Below are 17540 nucleotides of genomic sequence, written 5' to 3' on the forward strand. Positions count from 1 at the left end.
CCGCGGCGAATGTGAAGCCGCGGTGAGAATTTGTGAATTTTTGCGCCGTCCCTCAGTGTATAGTCGGCGCATGAAATTGATCCGACTTGCCGCCGCGGCCCTGCTTGCCGCTTCCAGCCTCGCCACCCAGGCCCAGGACATCGACGCCAAGGCGCCGCCCACCCGGCCCGCGAACAGCTCCAGTATCGAAAAATCGGTCGTCAAGATCTTCACGACCTTGCGCCGCCCCGACCCCTACCGGCCCTGGACCAAGGCGACGCCGCAGGAAGCCACCGGCTCCGGCGTGGTCATCGAGGGCAAGCGCATTCTCACCAATGCCCACGTGGTGGGCTATGCCAGCCAGGTGCAGGTGCAGGCCAGCGAGGAAGGCGACAAGGTCGGCGCCACCGTGGTCGCGATCGCGCGCGGGATCGACCTCGCCATCCTCAAGCTCGACGACGAATCCTTCTTCGACGAACACCCCGCATTGAAGCGCGCCAGCGTGCTGCCCGACGTGCGCGACGCGGTCATGGCCTATGGCTACCCGATGGGCGGCAACTCGCTGTCGATCACCAAGGGCATCGTCTCGCGCGTCGAATACGTCCCCTACTTCTTCGGCGCCTCCGGCCTGCGCGTGCAGATCGACGCCCCGATCAATCCCGGCAACAGCGGCGGCCCGATCGTCGCCGGCGACCGCATGGTCGGCCTGGCCTACTCCATCATCGCCAGCGCCAACAACATCGGCTACGTGATCCCGAACGAGGAAGTCGAACTGTTCCTGCGCGACGTGGCGGACGGCCGCTACGACGGCAAGCCGCAGCTGCTCGACGACACCCAGACGCTGGAGAACCCGGTGCTGCGCCAGTATTTGAAGATCGACAAGTCGGTCCGCGGTGTGGTCGTGCACCGTCCGAACAGCAGCGATGCATCCTATCCGCTCAAGGAATGGGATCTGATCACGAAGATCGGCGACTACCCGGTCGACGACCAGGGCATGGTCAAGCTGGGCCCCAACCTGCGCGTGCGCTTCCAGTACCGCGTGCAGCAGGTGGCAAAGGACGGCAAGGTGCCGCTGACCGTGGTCCGCGACGGCAAGACGATGCAGGTGCAGGTGCCGGTCGCCGGCAAGCGCCCGCTCTTGATTCCGGACCTGGACGGCGGCTATCCCTCGTACTTCATCTACGGCCCGATCGTGTTCTCGCGCGCCACCGAGGAGTACCTGTCCTTCATTACCGCAAACGCCTCGACCTTGAACAACTACGGCTTCAACGGCAGCCCGCTGGTGACGCGCCGCGGCGAAGCGCCGAGCAGCCGCCACGAGGAACTGGTGGTGGTCAGCTCGCCCTTCTTCCCGCACAAGCTGGTGGCCGGCTACAGCAACCGCTTCGGCTCGGTGGTGGAATCGGTCAACGGCGTGCCGGTGCGCAGCCTGCGCCACCTGGTGGCCCTGCTGCGCGACCTGAAGGATGAACTGGTGGTGCTGCGCTTCGACCAGCGCGAAGGCGAAACCATGGTCCTGCCGCGCAAGACGATGGTCGAGGCCACCGAAGACATCCTGTCCGACAACGGCATCCGCTCGCAAGGCTCGCCGGACATGATGGCGATCTGGAACGGCAAGAAGACCTGAGCATGCGCCGCTTGTTCCCACACTGGATGGCCTGGCTGGGCCTGGCGCCGATGGCCGCCGCCTTCATGGCCGACCTTGCGCTGGCGGCGCCCCCGCAGACTGCACCCGCGCCGTCCACCGGCGTGACGCCGGCCCAGCTGGCGGCGCTGGCCTTCCCCGGCTGGAGCGAGAGCGCAGCGGGGCGCCTGCAGACCGTCACCCTGCCGCGCATGCCCGGCGTCACCACCAATCCCGCGCGCAGCGCATGGACCGTCGGGACGAACCAGGTGCTGGTCGAACCCAGGCTGGCGCTGCGCATCGACGCCAGCCACCTGACCCTGATCGCCGGCCTGGTGCCGGCGGAAGAAGGAAAGAGCGCCGCCAGCCACGGCACCCCGATGGCGCTGGCGGCTTACCAGTTCGAGCAGCGCGACGGCGCATGGAAGGTGACCGGCCGCCAGGGCGTGTTCGCGCTGCGCGGCTTCTTCGGCGAAGCCAGCCTGCGCGCGGTGCCGCTCGCCGGCCAGCGCCAGGCGGTCGCGGTCGAATACGGCAGCTGCTGGCAAGGCTATTGCGGCACCTGGCTGGCGATGTATGAACTGGACAAGGGCACTGTGCGGAAGGAGCCGGCGCTCGAGATGGCGCTGTCCGGCATCAATGTCGACGCCAGCGCCGACTGCATACGCCGCCTGCAGCCGCTGATCAAGCCGCATCTGCAGGAACCGGCGGCAAGGGAAGACAGCGCCGCTTCCAACAGCCACGACTGCTATGCCATCGAAAGCAGCTGGACGGTCGACGCCACGCGCGAGCAGCCGGGAGACTTCACGATCCGCTACCAGGGCGCGATCAGCCGCGCCGATGCGCATGCACTGCCGCCGGTCGCGATCGACCAGCGCCAGGTGCTGCGCTACAGCAGCGGGAAGTACCGGGCGGTGTCCGGATTTAATCCAGTTCCGCCGATTTGATACAACTTGGATTCCCGCTTTCGCGGGAATGACGGCTTACTTCTTCACCGGCGTGAAGTTCAAGTCCTGGAAGTCGTAGCTGAAGTCGGTCTCGGTGGAGATCGGCTGCATCTTCATGCGCTCGATGCTGCCGTCCGGGTTCAGCGCGAAAGTCACGTAGGCGTCGGCGTTGAAGTTGCGCTCCTTCCAGCGCACGATGAAGGTGTCGTGCTGGTAGTGCTCCAGTTCCCCGGTCAGGTCCGGCGTGCGCGACAGCGACAGCAGCTGTTTGCCGCCGACGTGCTTGATGGTGGCGATGCCGTACCACGGATCCTGGTAGTCGCCGTCGTAGGCGGTGCGCGCCAGCGAGGGCTGGGATTTGGCGGCGCGGGAGGCCGAGTTCTTGGCCAGGCGCGCCTTTTCCTTGGCGTGCATCTCGTCTTCGACGGCGGCGACGGCGCCGATCCAGTCGGTCTTGTCGTCCCTGTCCACCAGGCGGCCCAGCAGCTGCCACTGCAGCGCGTTCAGCGAACCGCCGCTTTCGGCATTCGTCAGGATCGCGATGCCCAGCTTCTCTTCCGGCACCAGCACCACCTTCGAATAGAAGCCCTGCAGGGCGCCGCTGTGCAACGCCAGCAGGCGGCCGTGGTAGTCGCGCAGCTGGAAACCGAGCCCGTAGGCGGCGAAGTTGGCCTTGGTACCGGCCAGCTTGGCGTTCGGCTCGCCGGTGCGCATCGGCGTCTGCGCGGTCCACAGTTCGCGCGCCTGCTTGGCGCTGAACAGGCGGGCTTCCTTGCCGTCCGCGCCCGTATTGGGCAGCTTGCCGCCGGCCAGCAGCACGTTCATCCAGCGCGCGATGTCCTCGGCGTTGGTGTTGATGCCAACCGCGCCGACCGCATTCGGCACCGGCATCGCCTTCACGGCGGCGATCTTGTCGTTGATCTTGCTGTGGGCGTTGGCGACGTTGGGGTTGCCCTCGTTCTCGGCCAGGCTGGTGGTGGTGCTCGCCATGCCGACCGGCGCCAGGATGCGCTCATGGATGGTCTCGCCCCAGGTCTTGCCGGACTTCGCGGCGATGATCTTGCCGGCCACGATGTACAGCAGGTTGTCGTAGGCGTAGCTGCTGCGGAAGCTGGTGCTCGGTGCAATGTAGCGCAGCTTGTGGATGATCTCGTCGGTCGTGAAGCTGGTGGTCGGCCACCACAGCAGGTCGCCGGCGCCGAGCCCCAGGCCGCTGCGGTGGGTCAGCAGGTCGCGCACCGTCATCTCGTGGGTGACGTAGGCGTCGTACATCTGGAAGTCCGGCAGATGCTTGGTAACCGGATCGTCCCAGGCCAGCTTGCCCTCGTCGACCAGCATCGCCAGCGCGGCGGCGGTGAAGGCCTTCGAGTTGGAGGCGACTTCGAACAGGGTCTTGGCGTCGACTTTCTCGGGCGAGCCGAGCTTGCGCACGCCGAAGCCGCGCGTGGCCAGCACCTGGCCGTCCTTGACGATGGCGATGGCGATGCCCGGCACGTCGAACTGCTTCATGACTCGTTCGACGTCGGCGGACAGGTTCGTGAGCTGGAGGGGTGCGCTGGCCGCGATGGGCGCCACCGGCGCGGTGGCGGCCGGGGTCTGCGCCAGGGCGGCGCCGGCGAATGCGATCAGGAGGGCTGCTGCGATGCGGTTCATGGAGTGCACGGGTGAGTTCCTTGGCTGGATAAACAGGCGCGAGCAGGATAGCACTTCGGCTTTGCCAAAGGTAGGTGCTATGATCGCCGCTTTGCTTCTCCCGCCTGTCGCTTCAATGGACGCCTTCCTCGTTTCCACCGGCATCGTCGCCCTCGCAGAAATCGGCGACAAGACCCAGTTGCTGGCCTTCCTGCTCGCCGCCCGCTTCCGGCGCCCGCTGCCCATCGTCTTCGGCATCTTCGTGGCCACCATCGCGAATCACGCCTTTGCCGCCGCGGTGGGCGCGCTGGTCAGCAAGCTGCTCGGCCCCGAGGTGATGCGCTGGGTGCTGGGCCTGGCCTTCATCGGCATGGCGGCCTGGATCATGGTCCCGGACGATATCGACGAGAACGAGGCTAGCCCGGCGCGCTTCGGCGTCTTCCTCACCACCGTACTGGCCTTCTTCCTGGCCGAGATGGGTGATAAAACCCAGGTGGCGACGGTGGCGCTGGCCGCGCGCTATTCGTCCGCGGTGGCGGTGGTGGCCGGCACCACGCTGGGCATGATGCTGGCGAACGTGCCGGCCGTGTACTTCGGCGACCGCATCGCCGGCCGCGTGCCCCTGAAACTCGTGCACGGCCTGGCGGCACTGATCTTCCTGGTGCTGGGCGTGGCCACGCTGCTAGGCGCAGGACGAAACCTGGGCTTTTGATGCGCTGGGCTTTTGATTCGCTCGGTTTCTAATCGGCCAGCTGCTTGACCCACACCGGCGCCGACCACAGCACCTTGCCGTCGTCCTGGGTCAGCTTCGCATAATAGAAGTGCGGCCCCGGCGCCGGCGTGAGCTTCACCGTCGCCTCCGACGCCATCTGCGTCACCATGCCGTTCCGGCCCGGCACCCCTTCCATGATCGCCACCGTGGCCGCGCGCCGGCCGGCATTGTTCGCAAACTGTACCGACAGCTGCAGCGGCCCGCGGTTGTCGAAGCGTTCGCCCATCATCTTGCCGTTGGCGGTGAAGACCAGCTGCGAGTCCTTGTCCATGGTCGCGAACACGCGCCGCGCTTTCAATGCGGCGAGAAAGCTGTCGCGGCTCAGGGCCTCGCCGGCCGGCAGCAGCACCGCGCTGCGGTTGGTGTAGGACGCACCCCAGTTGGCGCAGTGGTTGTCCTGGTTGCTGCTGAAGGCGACGTGGTAGCCGGCTTCGAGCAGCTTGTTGCAGGCGGCCTCGAAGTTGCTGCGCCGGGTCTCTCCCTCCTTGTCGTTGGTGGAGAAGGCCGAGCTGTTCATCACTTCGCACAAGGCCATCGCTTCGTCGCCGTCCGGCGTGTACGCCAGCGCCACGCCGTTCACCTTGAACTGGTCCTTCAGCGAGGGATGGTTGAACTGGCCGATCCAGCCGCGCTGGCGCATCAGCGTGTACAGGGCGGCGTAGTCGCTGCGCGGGGTCAGGGTATCCGCCAGCAGCTCGCCCTTGGCGTTCTTTTCCCAGCCCAGCAGCTCGCCGCTGTTGAAGATGTTCAGGTGGCCGCCATTGCTGATCACGCCCCACTCCATGCCGTACAGGGCGAGAAAATCCTTGTGCTGTTCGTTGAAGCCGCGCGCCGTCTGCAGGCCGGCCTGGTACAGCGCCTTTGCCGCGGCCGGGTCGGCGTCCGTTTTGGTGCCGTCCGAGCCGTCGTACATGTGGTTGTGCTCCGAGACCATCAGCATGTCGAGACCGTGCGCGCGCGCGTAGGGAAAGGCGGCGTCCGGGCCGAAGGGCGCGGTCTGCGGGTCCTGCGCGCCGCGGCAATCGTCGAGGGCGGCGCCGCCGTCGCTGTCGCGGGTCTGGCTGTGCAGGTTGCCGTAATAGACTGTAAAGGGGAGCGCGCCCGGCGCCGGCGCCGCCTGCAGCACGCCACGTCCGCCGGGCAGCGGCGCGAAGGCCGGCAGCGCGGGCGCCGGCAGGCTGCCGACGGCGATGTCCCAGGATTGCTCGACCTCCTCGCTCCCGCTGGCGGCGTGCAGGCGCACCTTGTACACGCCGGGTGAAGGCGGCCGGCTCCCCAGCTTGCCCTGCCAGCGCACCGGCACGTCGAGCGGGCGGCCCGACAAGGTCGCCTGCCCCTGCCAGCGTTGCACGGGCTGGCCGCTCGGCGCCAGCAGCTCGAGCCGCCAGTGCACGCTGCGGCGTCCCTGCAGTCCCGGGTAATCGAAGGACAGCGTGAAGGTGCGGGCATCGAGCTGCCGATCGCCGTGATAAGGCGCGGCTAGCGTGGCCTCGAATTCCTGGTGCTCGTGCATGACCGGCGCACTGGGTGCTGCGACGGCGGCGGCGAAGTGGAGGAAGCTGGCCGCTGCAAGGACGATGCAGCGGGACCAGGCCAGGGACGGGGTGGGGAATGAGGTTTTCATGATGCAATTTTTGCAATTGCATCACTCCCTCATCTTGATCACCGGATCATACCGATGTGAAATTGTTATTATTTAATTGACAAAAATAAAGGCTTGTCAAAAATGATACTCGGCACGCACCATGGGTGTGCTGGCGCGCTGCCCGCGGTTGCCGGTGGTGGCCGCCGTGTTGCCGAATTTGTTGTTCCAGAACTGATATTCCAGACCGACGCGGAAGCGGTTCTTCGGCTGGCCGAAGCGGCTGCCGATGTCGTACATCAGCTGCATGTCGAGGTTGGTCTCGGCGCCAGTCGGGTTGCCGACTTCGTCGCGGCCCTTGGCGGCGATGTAGTTCAGGTAGCCTTCGAAGGACCAGCCTGGCATCCATGCATCCGGCACCGGAATGCCCCAGCTGGCCGAGAACATCGGGTGATAGTCGTAGGTGTAGCGGCTGCGCACCTCGGAGATCGGCGGGAAGGCGCCGCTCGGCGCATTGCTCTCGCGGAGCAGCAGGACGCCGGTGCTGAGGAAGCCCGGCACGTCCCACATCAGCGTCGGCCCGGCCACCAGCATGCGCTTGCGCGAGTTGTAGCCGACGTCGTTCTTGGTATTCCAGTCGAAGCCCAGCACCAGGCCCAGGCCCTTCACGGGGCCATAGGCGATGGGGGCGCCGCGCAGCGCGCCGATGTCGAGCGTGTGGCGGTAGACGATATAGGCTTCCTGGGCGCCGTCGGTCTGGTTCAGCGAGCCGGGATCATTGCTGTCCGACTGCAGCAGGTCGGCATTGAAGTAGTTCGAGCCGTACTTGTAGCCGCTGGCGTGGGTCAGCGCGAAGATATGCTTCTTGATGTCGGCCGGGTTGTAGGGCTCGCGGAAGCGCTGTCCGTAGCGCCAGCTGATGGCCGTGTCGCTCCAGTCGGCGGCGCTGGCGGAGGGCGCGGCGCCGGCGGCGAAGGCCAGGAATCCAAGGGCGGCCAGGGCCGCGGCTTTGGTGCGTTCGCTCATCTTTTTTCCTATGTAATTTATCGAGGCGATCGTATGCTGAGATAAGGCTAGTGTAGCGGGAAGCCGCCACAGCCGGCGAGCGCTTGTCGCGTGCGCGCAAAGACCTGCCGGCGAGAAGCGCGGCAGGCGACGATCCTGGATAAATAAGCGCCGGGCGTCAGGGACGCTGGGCCAGCGCGAGACCGCCGGCCAGGCTCCAGGCCTGCGGATGGCCGAGACGCTGCAGGCACAAGGCCGCCCGCGCGCTGCGGTTGCCGCTGCGGCAGACGAACACCAGCGGACGCTGTGCCGCCAGCAGCTGGCCCAGATGCTCGGCCAGGCGCGACAGCGGCAGCGCCTGCGCCTCGCGGCCGCACAGGCGCATGCCTCCCGCTTCCAGCTCGCAGGCTTCGCGCACGTCGACCAGCAACGCATCCGCGTGCGTGCGCAGGAAGTCGTCCAGTCCCTCCGGCCGCAGCTGCTGCACTTCCGCCGGCTTCTGCGCCGCGTTCTTCACACCTTCCGCCGTGGTGCAGGGCGCGCCGCCGATATCGAGGCCATGGCACAGCACCGTGCCGCCATCGATCAGGCGCGCCAGGCCCTGCGCATCGGCATCCGCCATGACGGTCCCGCCGATGAAGGCAAGGCGCACCGCGGCGGCCTCCAGCCGGCCTTCATGCGCGCGGCCCAGCAGGTAGGCGGCGCCGCTGCCATCGCTGTCCGGGAGCCGCGCCAGCACCTCCTCGCCGATCTCGATCGCCGGCGCCGCACTGCCGTCGGCCAGCGTCACCATGCCGCCATCGCGCGGCCAGCCGAGCGTACCCTGTTCGCCGGCATCCAGGCCGAGGGCCGCGCGCAGCGTGGCGCGGGCATCAAGGCCGGCCGCATCGATGCCGGTACCCAGCACGGCCAGCATGCGCAGGCCGCTTTCCCGGACCTGGGCCGCGAGCCGCGCCGCCATGCCGGCCGGCGGGTCGATCGCCACGCAGGTGCTGGCGTCGAGGTCGAACAGGATCCAGCCATGGCGTCCTTCGCTGCTGACCTGCAGCAGGCCGCGCTTGTCGCCGCTGAGTTTCGAGGCCGCCAGCGCCGGCTGCCGCGCCGCCTGGCCGCAGCGGCGGATCCGCGCACAGGCTTCATCGATGAAGGCGTCGGTCGCCAGCGGGCCGAAGGACATGCGCACGGCGCCGCTGGTACGCCAGCGCGGCAAGCCCATCGCCTCCAGCACGTAGCTGGGCGCGGCCTTCGCCGCCGAGCAGGCCGAGCCCGCGCTGACGCGCACGCCGGCGGCGTCGAACAGGTCGAGCAGCTCCTTGCTGGCCATGTCCGGCACCGCGAAGTTCAGGGTGGTCGGCAGCGCCAGTTCGAAGGGTGCGTTGTACACGATGCCGGGGAAGGCTTCGTCCAGCGCCGCCGCCACGCGCGCGCGCATCGCGGCCAGCTCGGCGTGGCTGCGGAAGGTACCGCCCTCCTCCAGCGCTTCCAGGACGGCGCCCAGCGCCGCGATACCGGCCATGTTCTCGGTGCCCGAGCGCTGGCCCGCTTCCTGGCCGCCGCCGATCATCAGCGGCGTGTAGGGCGCGCCCTCACGCACGTACAGCATGCCGATGCCCTTCGGCGCGTACAGCTTGTGGCCGGAGAAGGGCGCGTAGTCGATGCGCGAGCTGGCAAGATCGAGCGGCAGCTTGCCGAGGGCCTGCACGCAGTCGACCATCCAGTAGGCATGCGGGGCGCGCTCGCGCAGCACGCTGGAGATGCCGTCCAGGTCCGAGATCACCCCGGTTTCGTTGTTGGCGGCCATGGTGCAGACCAGCGCCGCGCGCGGCGCGAGTTCGCGCAGCAGGTCCAGGCGATGGCGGCCGGCGCCTTCGACCGGCAGCGCGCACAGGGTCAGGTCCGTGCCCAGCAGGCGGTTCCAGTGCGCCAGGCTTTCCGACACCGCCTTGTGCTCGGTGGCGCCGTAGATCAGCAGGTCGCCGGCATCCAGGCCCGCGGCGCGGCGTTCGCGCACCGCGCACAGCGCCGACAGCACCGCGGTCTGGATGCCCTCGGTGGCGCCGCTCGTGAACATCACCCGGCCGGTCGCCGCGCCCAGCACGCGCCGCGCGCGCGCCCGCACATCGTCGAGGGTGGCCTTGGCCCGCAGGCCGGTCGCATGGCTGCTGCTCGGGTTGCCGAAGCAGGCCTGCATCGCCTCGAGCGCGGCGCTTGCCGCTGCCGGCAGTACCGGTGAGGTGGCGTTGGCGTCGAGGTAGAGATCGTGACTCATGAATTAAATGCCGAAAAAATTGCTAAAAACAAAAAATAATATGCGCACAAGCCGCCATACTTGAGTAATATGTTACGGACTGACGCAGGTTAAGATGTACTAAAATTCCTTTGTTTTCGCTTCAAAGAAGAACTGGCATTCTCATTCTTACTGCATAAATAAAATGAACTCACTCGACAAGTACGATTGCGCGATTCTTGCCGCCCTGCAAGCGGACGCTACCCTGTCGATTTCCGGGCTGAGCGAAAAAGTCGGCTTGTCCAGCACCCCGTGCTGGAAGCGGGTCAAACGCCTGGAGGAAGAGGGCTACATCGAGAGCCGGGTCAGCATCGTCAACCGCAACAAGGTCGGCCTGCCGGTCACGGTCTTCGTCAGCGTGCGCGCCAAGGAGCACGACGAAAAATGGCTGGAGCGCTTCGCCTCCGCCGTGATTTCCCTGCCCGAAGTGCTCGAATTCCACCGCATGAGCGGCGACGTCGACTACCTGCTGAAGGTGGTCACCACCGACATCGAAGGCTACGACCGCTTCTACAAGAAGCTGATCAAGACCGCCCAGCTGGCCGGCGTCTCCTCGGCCTTCTCGATGGAGCAGATCAAGTGCACCACCGCGCTGCCGCTGGAACTGATCTCGCACGGGCTCGCTGCCTGAAATAATTCGTGCGATGATGGCGCCCGTTAGGACATAACGGAGACGAAGTAAATGCCATCGATTTTCAAGATTGCGCCGCTGGCGCTGGCCGCCTCGCTGGCGGCCGCCCTGGCCACATTCAGCGCTTCCGCCCAGGCCCAGGACCAGGTCGTGCGCATCGGCGTGAGCGGCCCGCTGTCGGGCGCGAACGCGTTTGCCGGCAAGGACAACGAGAACGGCGTGCGGCTGGCGGTCGAAGAACTCAACGCGCAAAAGCTCAAGGCGGGCGGCAAGACCCTGCGGTTCGAGCTGATGTCCGAAGACGACCAGGGCGACCCGAAAGCCGGCGTGAACGTGGCCCAGAAGTTCGCCGACGCCGGCGTCAAGTTCGTGCTGGGCCCCTACAACTCGGGCGTCGCGATTCCCGCTTCGCGCGTGTACAACGATGCCGGCATCCTGATGTCCACGGTCGGCACCAATCCCAAGATCACGCAGTCGCGCTACCCGCACGTGTTCCGCATCGTCGCCAGCGACAACCAGGTCGGCGGTTCGATGGCGGCCTACGCGGCGAAGGAACTCAAGATCAAGACAGTCGGCGTGATCGACGACCGCACCGCCTTCGGCCAGGGCATCGCCGAGGAATTCGCCAGGCAGGCGCGCGCCTCCGGCCTGAACGTGGCCGGCCGCGAATTCACCAACGACAAGGCCAGCGACTTCGCCGCCATCCTGACTGCCTTCCGCGCGAAAAAGGTCGATGCGATCTTCTTCGGCGGTTACGCGCCGCAGGGAGCGCCGATGGCGCGCCAGATGAAGCAGCTCGGCTTGGCCAACGTGCGCCTGCTCGGCGGCGACACCCTGTGCAGCCCGGAGATGGCCAAGCTGGGCGGCGATGCCGTCGGCGACAACGTGCTGTGCGCCCAGGCCGGCGCCATGCTCGACAAGCAGCCGGGCGGCCCGGCCTTCAAGACGCGCTACAAACAGCGCTTCCAGCGCGACCCCGACGTCTACGCGCCGGCTTTCTACGACCAGACCATGTTCATCGCCCAGGCCATCAAGAACGCGAACACGGTCGATGCGGCCGCCGTCAGCAAGGCCCTGCACACGATGAACTACCAGGGCGTGGCCGGCACCTATGGCTATGACGCCGGCGGGAACCTGAAAAAGACCGCGGTGACGGTGTATACGTTCAAGAACGGCGCCTTGTCGCCGCTCGCCAGCTATTAATAGGCCGTCGTAAAGACTGGCTCTCCAGGCGGCGACAAGCGTATCCTTGTCGCCGCCTTGTTTTTATCGAATACAGAACCTCACATGAAAAACACCCTGAAGCTGGGCGCGATCGCCTGCGCCGCCATGCTCGCCTGTGCACCCGCCGGCGCCGCTGACACCAAGGCCGCCAGGCCGGCCGCCGTGAAGACCGCCGACAGCGCCGAATCGAAGCGCCTGAACAAGCTGGCCGACGAATACTACGACGCGCTGGCGCGCTTCGACCCGGTCTCGGCCGGCGAGAGCGGCGACAGCCGCTTCAACGACCAGATCGGCATGTCGATCGCACCGAAGAACCGTGCCGCCCAGTTCGCGCGCTACAAGGATTACCTGAAACGCCTGCACGCGATCAAGCGTGACGCCTTGCCGCAGCGCGACCAGACCAGCTACGACATCCTCGACTACGAGCTCACCACCGCCCTGCGCTTCGAGCCCTTCCCCGAGCACCTGCTGCCGCTCAGCCAGATGGACAGCCTGCCGGTGATGCTCGCGAACTACGCCGGCGGTGAAGGCGCCCAGCCCTTGTCGACGGTGAAGGATTACCAGGCTTACCTGAGCCGCCTGGACCAGCTCGGCCCCTGGATCGACCAGGCCATCGCCAACATGCGCGAAGGGGTCAAGCGCGGCGTGGTGCAGCCGAAGTCCGTCATGCAGTCGGCCCTGCCCCAGTTCAAGCAGCTGGTGGCCGCCAGGCCGGACGACAGCATTTACTTCACCCCGGCGAAAAAGATGCCGGCCTCGTTTGCCCAGCCGGACGGCAAGAAGCTGACGGCTGCCTACCGCGCGACCATCGAGCGCAAGCTGAACCCCGCCCTGCAGCGCCTGGTGAACTTCCTCGAGAAGGAATATATTCCGGCCTGCCGCGACAGCAGCGGCTGGAACGCCCTGCCGCAGGGCGCCGAGTGGTACAAGGTGCGCGTGGCCAGCCAGACCACGACCGATCTGCAACCCGAGCAGATCCACCAGATCGGCCTGAAGGAAGTGGCGCGCATCCAGGGTGAATACGGCCGCATCGGCCCGCAGATGGGCTACAACGGCCCGGCCGCCGGCCTGCCCGCCTGGGTCGCGCAGCAGGCGAAGTACAAGCCCTTCAAGACCGAGCAGGAAGTGCTCGCCGTGTACCGCCAGCTGGACGCCAAGCTGAAAACCACGCTGCCGTCCCTGTTCTCGCTGCGTCCGAAGACGCCGCTCGACATCCGCCTCGAGCCCGAGCTGTCGCGCGCCACCGCATCCGACCACTACACGCCGCCGGCGGTGGACGGTTCGCGTCCCGGCGTATTCTGGGCCGTCGTCAACGACCCGGCGCAGTACGGCAGCACCGGCATGGTCACGCTGTTCCTGCACGAGGGCCAGCCGGGCCACCACTTCCACATCGCCCTGATGCAGGAGCTGGACCTGCCGAACTTCCGCAAGTTCGGCGGCAACAATGCTTTCACCGAAGGCTGGGCGCTGTACGCCGAAACCCTCGGCAAGGAGATGGGCCTGTTCGACAAGCCGGAAGATTACTTCGGCCACCTGAACGACGAAATGCTGCGCGCCGCGCGCCTGGTGGTGGACACCGGCATGCATGAAAAGGGCTGGTCGCGCGAGAAAGCGATCACCTACTTCAGCGACACGCTGGGCTACAGCGAAGCCGAATCCCGCGCCCAGATCGAGCGCTACATGGTGTGGCCGGGCCAGGCGCTGGGCTACAAGATCGGTTCGCTGAAGATCCAGGAACTGCGCCGCCGCGCGGAAGCGGCGCTGGGCAGCAAATTCAGCCTGCCGAAGTTCCACGAGATCGTGCTGGGCGAAGGCACGCTGCCTTTGGAGCTGCTGGAGAAGAAGGTCGACCGCTGGATCGCCGAGTCCAGATAAGCCGCCCGGCTTAAAATAGCTCGTCCAGCATGAGGTGGAACTGCAGCTTGCCGCGGTCCATCTCGAGAACGCCGTATTGCTCCAGGAAGCTCTCCTGGAGCGATGCGCCGAACTCGCCCAGGCAGTTCCACATGATGGCCAGGTCCTGGTAGCGGTCGGCGATTCCGGCCCGGCCGACATCGATACAGCCCACCACTTCTCCATCCCGGATCAAGAGGTTGTCGAGCGAATAGTCGCCGTGCGTGACGACCGGATCGGGCGCCAGCGGCAGCAGCGCCTGCATGGCATCCCACACCTGCTGCGCCGTCCAGCCTTCACGCGCCTCATCGAAATCGTCTTCGTCGACCAGGCCGGCGTCGATCCGCGCCCGCGCATGGGCCAGCCGGTAAGCATGGTTGCTGGTGAAAGGACATTCGCTCGTGGGGATCGCATGCAGCCGGCGCAGGAAGCGTGCAAGGGCGCCGACGACAGCGCTGCGGCGCTCGGGCCGTTTCTCCAGGATCCGGTAAGCGCTCTCCCCAGGCAGGGCCGTCATCAACAGCCAGGCCTCATCCGCCGTGCGGGTGAACTGCAGGACCGCGGGCACCGGCAGGTAGCCGCCCAGCCAGCGCAGCCTCACCATTTCATCGGTGACCTCATCGGCAACGGCACCCCTGCCCTGCTTCAGGAACAGGTCCGGCGCACCGGCCTTGCCGTGGAGGCGGTGGACGGCGCCGCCCGATTCGCCGACGGTGTCGCGTTCCCATTCGTAGCCGCTCAGCGCGGCCGCAATACTCGCCGGTACAAGCTTCAGGTCCGTCATCGCAGGCTCCCCGGCAGTTCCTTGAAATCCGCCGTCCGCGGACTGCCCTGCAAGGCCGCCAGCAGCAAGGGCGGCGGCGCCACAAGCTTGCGCGCAGCCAGGTCGAACCAGCCAGCCGTCGAGGTCACGCGCGCCGCCAGCACGCCCTGGCGATAGAACTCGTTGCGGATGCACATGCGGCTGCCGTCCGCCGACAAACCCGCCAGCTCCAGCCGCACCGGCACTTCGTCCAGCAGCTGGACTTCGCGGAAGTACTCCACCTCGTCCTTCATCACCACCGGTCCAAGCCGCAGCCGCACGAACTCGGCCATCGGAAAGCCGTGCTCCGCAAAGAACATCAGGCGCACGTCGGCAGCCTTGTCCAGATAGGCCGTGTTGCGCATGTGGCCGTTGAAATCCATGTCGCCCCAGCTGGCGAAAAGCGTTTGTTCGTACATCGCTGCCTCCTTGTCATCCCTGCACTTTACAGCGCAAGAAGCGGCGGCGATACTGGCGCGATTGACATCATCGATAGCGATCCTGCCATGCACCTGACCGTCCTCGCGCTCGACGGCGTATTCGATACCGGCCTTGCGGCCATGCTCGACGTCTTCGCCACCGCCAACGAACTGGCGCGGCTGAAGCGCAAGGGGCCGCCGCCTTTCGAGGTGACGCTGGCCGGCGTGCGCGCCCGGGTGCGCAGCGCGCATGGCTTCGGCATCCCCGTCACGCGCATCGAACAGGCGCCGCCGGCCGACGCCGTGCTGCTGCCGGCGCTGGGCACCAAAACCCCGGAACTGCTGCTGCCGGCGCTGGCGCGGGCGGATGTCGCCGACGGTATCGCGTATATGAAAGAGAGCGCGGCAAACGGTGCGGATGCCGCGGCGGCCTGCATTTCGACCTTCGTGCTGGCCGAGAGCGGACTGCTGGACGGGGAGGAAGCAACGACGACCTGGTGGCTGGCGCCGCTGTTCCGCGAGCGCTATCCGGCCGTGCGGCTGGACGCCTCGCGCATGGTGGTGGACAGCGGGCGCTGCCTGACCTCGGGCGCGGCGCTCAGCCACCTGGACCTGGCCCTGCACATCGTGCGCCAGCGCAGCCCCGACCTGGCGGCGCTGGTGGCGCGCTACCTGATCGTCGACCAGCGCCCCAGCCAGTCGGCCTATGCGATCACCCACCACCTGGCGCATGCGGACCCGCTGGTGCAGCGCTTCGACCGCTGGACGCGGGCGCGGCTGGGCGAAAGAATCGTGCTGGAAGACGCGGCGGCGGCGCTGGCGACCAGCAAGCGCACGCTGGCGCGCCGCCTGCAGCAGGTACTGGGCAAGACGCCGCTCGAGCATGTGCAGGACCTGCGCATCGAGCAGGCCGTGCACCTGATCCGCACCGGCGCCGACAGCGTCGAGCGCATCGCCGCAGCCGTCGGCTACAGCGATGGCGCTACCTTGCGGACCTTGCTGCGGCGCCGATTGGGGAAAGGCGTGCGCGAACTACGCGGCGCTTAATTCGGTGTCACGCGCCACACCACGCCGCCGGCATCGTCGACCACCAGCAGCGCGCCATCCTGCGCCACCGTCACCGCCGCCGGGCGCCCCCAGACGTCGCGGTCGCTCAGCACCATGCCGGTCATGAAATCCTGGTACTGGCCGGTCGGCACACCGTTCTTCATCATCACGCGGATGACTTTATAGCCGGTGCGGATGCCGCGGTTCCAGGAACCGTGCAGGGCCACGAAGATGTCGCCTTCGTACTCTTTCGGGAAAGCGTGTTTCGCGCCGGCGGGGGCCTGGTAGACCACCATGCCGAGCGGCGCCGAGTGGGCCTGGATCAGCGTATCGGGCACGGTCACCTTGCCCTTCAGGTCGGGGCGGATGCCCTTCAGGCGCGGGTCTTCGTGGTCGCCCAGGTAGTACCACGGCCAGCCGTAGAAGCCGCCCTGCTTCACGCGTGTGACGTAGTCGGGCGGCAGGTTGTCCCCCAGTTCGTCGCGCTCGTTCACGCTGCAGAACAGGTCGCCCGTCTGCGGGTGCACGAGCATGCCGACGCAGTTGCGCAGGCCGTTGGCGAAGTTGCGGCGGCTTTTCCCGTCCACGTCGAAGGCCAGCACCGTCGCGCGGTCGGCTTCCTCGGCCCAGGCGCCGCCCAGGCCGTGTTCCTTCTCCCACTGCGCCAGCGGCTGCGGCGGCTCCTTGCCGATGCCGCTGGCGATATTGGTGGCCGAACCCACGGACACGAACAGGGTCTTGTCGTCCTTCGAGAAGGCCAGCGTGCGGGTGGTGTGGCCGCCGGTGGTGTCGCTGAGCTTCTCGACGATGGTTTCCGGCTCGCCCTTCGCCTTCAGGTCGCCGTTCGCATACGGGAAGCGCACCACCGAGTTGACGTTGGCGACGTACAGGTATTTCGGATTCGCGCCGGACGGCCACAGCGCCAGGCCGTAGGGCCGCGACAGGCCGGTGGCGAACACGCTCGCGCTGTCGCTCCTGGCGCCATCCTTCGAGCGCAGGATGCTCACCTGGCCCTTGCCCGTGTCGGCCAGGATGATGTCGCCGTTCGGCGCACGCAGAGCAAAGCGCGCCTTGCCGCTGTCCGCGGCGAAGGTCGAGACCTTGAAACCTTTCGGCACGGCCGGCATGGCGCCGTCCGGGCGCGCGGCGACCTTCGGACCATTGCCGGCGCTCTCGCTGGCGAAAGGCGCGACCAGCTTGTCGGCGCTGAGCTGGTGCAGGTCGCCCGGTTTGTCATCAAGCCAGGCGCCGGTTTTTTCAGCGCCGGCGGCCGACTTGGCTGCGGCTGCAGTGGCGGCGGGCGCGGCCGGCTTGCCGCTCTGCGAGGCCAGGTAATCGATCACGGCGCCGCGCGCCTTCGCATCGGCGATCCCGATCGGCATCGCGGTGCCCGGCACGTCCTTGGTCGGGTCGCGCAGGAAGACATCGAGTTCCTCGCGGGTCCAGGTTTTACCTGCGGCGCCGGTTTTCACGAGCGCGTCGGTGTAGTTGTAGCCGGCCACCGCGGCGGCCTTGCGGCCCACCACGTTGTACAGGCCCGGACCGGCGCGCGAACCGAGCTTCGGGTCGACCGTGTGGCAGCTGGCGCAGTTGCGCTCGAAGTAGGTCTGCCCGGCCGAGGGCGCGGCCTGCGCGGCGCTCGAGGCCAGCCAGGCCAGCGCGGCGACCTGGACGGCGAGGATGGTGCGATGCATAT

Annotated in this window: 14 protein-coding genes; 7 read left to right on the forward strand and 7 right to left on the reverse strand. The window is 67.1% G+C overall.

What is annotated here, in order from left to right:
• Positions 1–70: 70 nt before the first annotated feature.
• Together AC07PE_RS26275 and AC07PE_RS26280 are read left to right on the forward strand one after the other, a co-directional pair.
• Complete coding sequence (locus tag AC07PE_RS26275) at positions 71–1606, forward strand: S1C family serine protease (protein WP_498770142.1); 1536 nt, start codon at positions 71–73, stop codon at positions 1604–1606.
• Positions 1607–1608: 2 nt separating this feature from the next.
• Complete coding sequence (locus AC07PE_RS26280; RefSeq protein ID WP_498770144.1) at positions 1609–2550, forward strand: hypothetical protein; 942 nt, start codon at positions 1609–1611, stop codon at positions 2548–2550.
• 36 nt (positions 2551–2586) lie between these two features.
• On the opposite strand, the gene AC07PE_RS26285 is transcribed toward AC07PE_RS26280, so the two are convergent.
• Positions 2587–4203, reverse strand: a complete 1617-nt coding sequence (locus tag AC07PE_RS26285) for a serine hydrolase (protein ID WP_498770219.1) — start codon at positions 4201–4203, stop codon at positions 2587–2589.
• A 115-nt stretch (positions 4204–4318) separates the two neighbouring features.
• Here AC07PE_RS26285 and AC07PE_RS26290 point away from each other — a divergent pair, with 115 nt between their 5' ends.
• A complete protein-coding gene (locus AC07PE_RS26290) occupies positions 4319–4894 on the forward strand; it encodes a TMEM165/GDT1 family protein (protein ID WP_498770146.1) in 576 nt (191 codons plus the stop codon).
• A 28-nt stretch (positions 4895–4922) separates the two neighbouring features.
• On the opposite strand, the gene AC07PE_RS26295 is transcribed toward AC07PE_RS26290, so the two are convergent.
• The 3 genes from AC07PE_RS26295 to AC07PE_RS26305 form a co-directional block, all read right to left on the reverse strand.
• Positions 4923–6578: a CehA/McbA family metallohydrolase gene (locus AC07PE_RS26295; RefSeq protein ID WP_498770148.1), complete on the reverse strand. Its 1656-nt coding sequence runs from the start codon at positions 6576–6578 to the stop codon at positions 4923–4925.
• A gap of 96 nt (positions 6579–6674) precedes the next feature.
• Positions 6675–7562 (reverse strand): outer envelope protein, encoded by an 888-nt coding sequence (locus AC07PE_RS26300; protein ID WP_498770150.1) that lies wholly within the window; start codon positions 7560–7562, stop codon positions 6675–6677.
• Between the two features lie 157 nt (positions 7563–7719).
• On the reverse strand, positions 7720–9810 hold the full coding sequence (locus AC07PE_RS26305; RefSeq protein WP_498770152.1) for an aminotransferase class V-fold PLP-dependent enzyme: 2091 nt from the start codon (positions 9808–9810) through the stop codon (positions 7720–7722).
• A gap of 163 nt (positions 9811–9973) precedes the next feature.
• Here AC07PE_RS26305 and AC07PE_RS26310 point away from each other — a divergent pair, with 163 nt between their 5' ends.
• The 3 genes from AC07PE_RS26310 (at position 9974) to AC07PE_RS26320 (ending at position 13558) form a co-directional block, all read left to right on the forward strand.
• Entirely contained in the window at positions 9974–10459 is a 486-nt protein-coding gene (locus AC07PE_RS26310) for an Lrp/AsnC family transcriptional regulator (RefSeq protein WP_498770154.1), read from the forward strand.
• Positions 10460–10510: 51 nt separating this feature from the next.
• On the forward strand, positions 10511–11662 hold the full coding sequence (locus tag AC07PE_RS26315) for a branched-chain amino acid ABC transporter substrate-binding protein (protein ID WP_498770156.1): 1152 nt from the start codon (positions 10511–10513) through the stop codon (positions 11660–11662).
• 84 nt (positions 11663–11746) lie between these two features.
• A complete protein-coding gene (locus tag AC07PE_RS26320) occupies positions 11747–13558 on the forward strand; it encodes a DUF885 domain-containing protein (RefSeq protein ID WP_498770160.1) in 1812 nt (603 codons plus the stop codon).
• Between the two features lie 10 nt (positions 13559–13568).
• On the opposite strand, the gene AC07PE_RS26325 is transcribed toward AC07PE_RS26320, so the two are convergent.
• Together AC07PE_RS26325 and AC07PE_RS26330 are read right to left on the reverse strand one after the other, a co-directional pair.
• Complete coding sequence (locus tag AC07PE_RS26325) at positions 13569–14360, reverse strand: APH(3')-I family aminoglycoside O-phosphotransferase (RefSeq protein WP_498770161.1); 792 nt, start codon at positions 14358–14360, stop codon at positions 13569–13571.
• Positions 14357–14797, reverse strand: a complete 441-nt coding sequence (locus AC07PE_RS26330) for a thioesterase family protein (protein WP_498770163.1) — start codon at positions 14795–14797, stop codon at positions 14357–14359. The genes AC07PE_RS26325 and AC07PE_RS26330 overlap by 4 nt, the downstream gene beginning before the upstream one ends.
• Before the next feature lie 87 nt (positions 14798–14884).
• On the opposite strand from AC07PE_RS26330, the gene AC07PE_RS26335 reads away from it, so the two are divergent.
• On the forward strand, positions 14885–15844 hold the full coding sequence (locus AC07PE_RS26335; protein WP_498770165.1) for a GlxA family transcriptional regulator: 960 nt from the start codon (positions 14885–14887) through the stop codon (positions 15842–15844).
• Here AC07PE_RS26335 and AC07PE_RS26340 read toward each other — a convergent pair.
• Positions 15841–17538, reverse strand: a complete 1698-nt coding sequence (locus AC07PE_RS26340) for a PQQ-dependent sugar dehydrogenase (protein ID WP_498770167.1) — start codon at positions 17536–17538, stop codon at positions 15841–15843. The two genes, AC07PE_RS26335 and AC07PE_RS26340, sit on opposite strands and share 4 nt — an antisense overlap.
• Positions 17539–17540: the final 2 nt, after the last annotated feature.

It is taken from the genome of Telluria sp. GW821-FHT07G12, assembly GCF_059418525.1.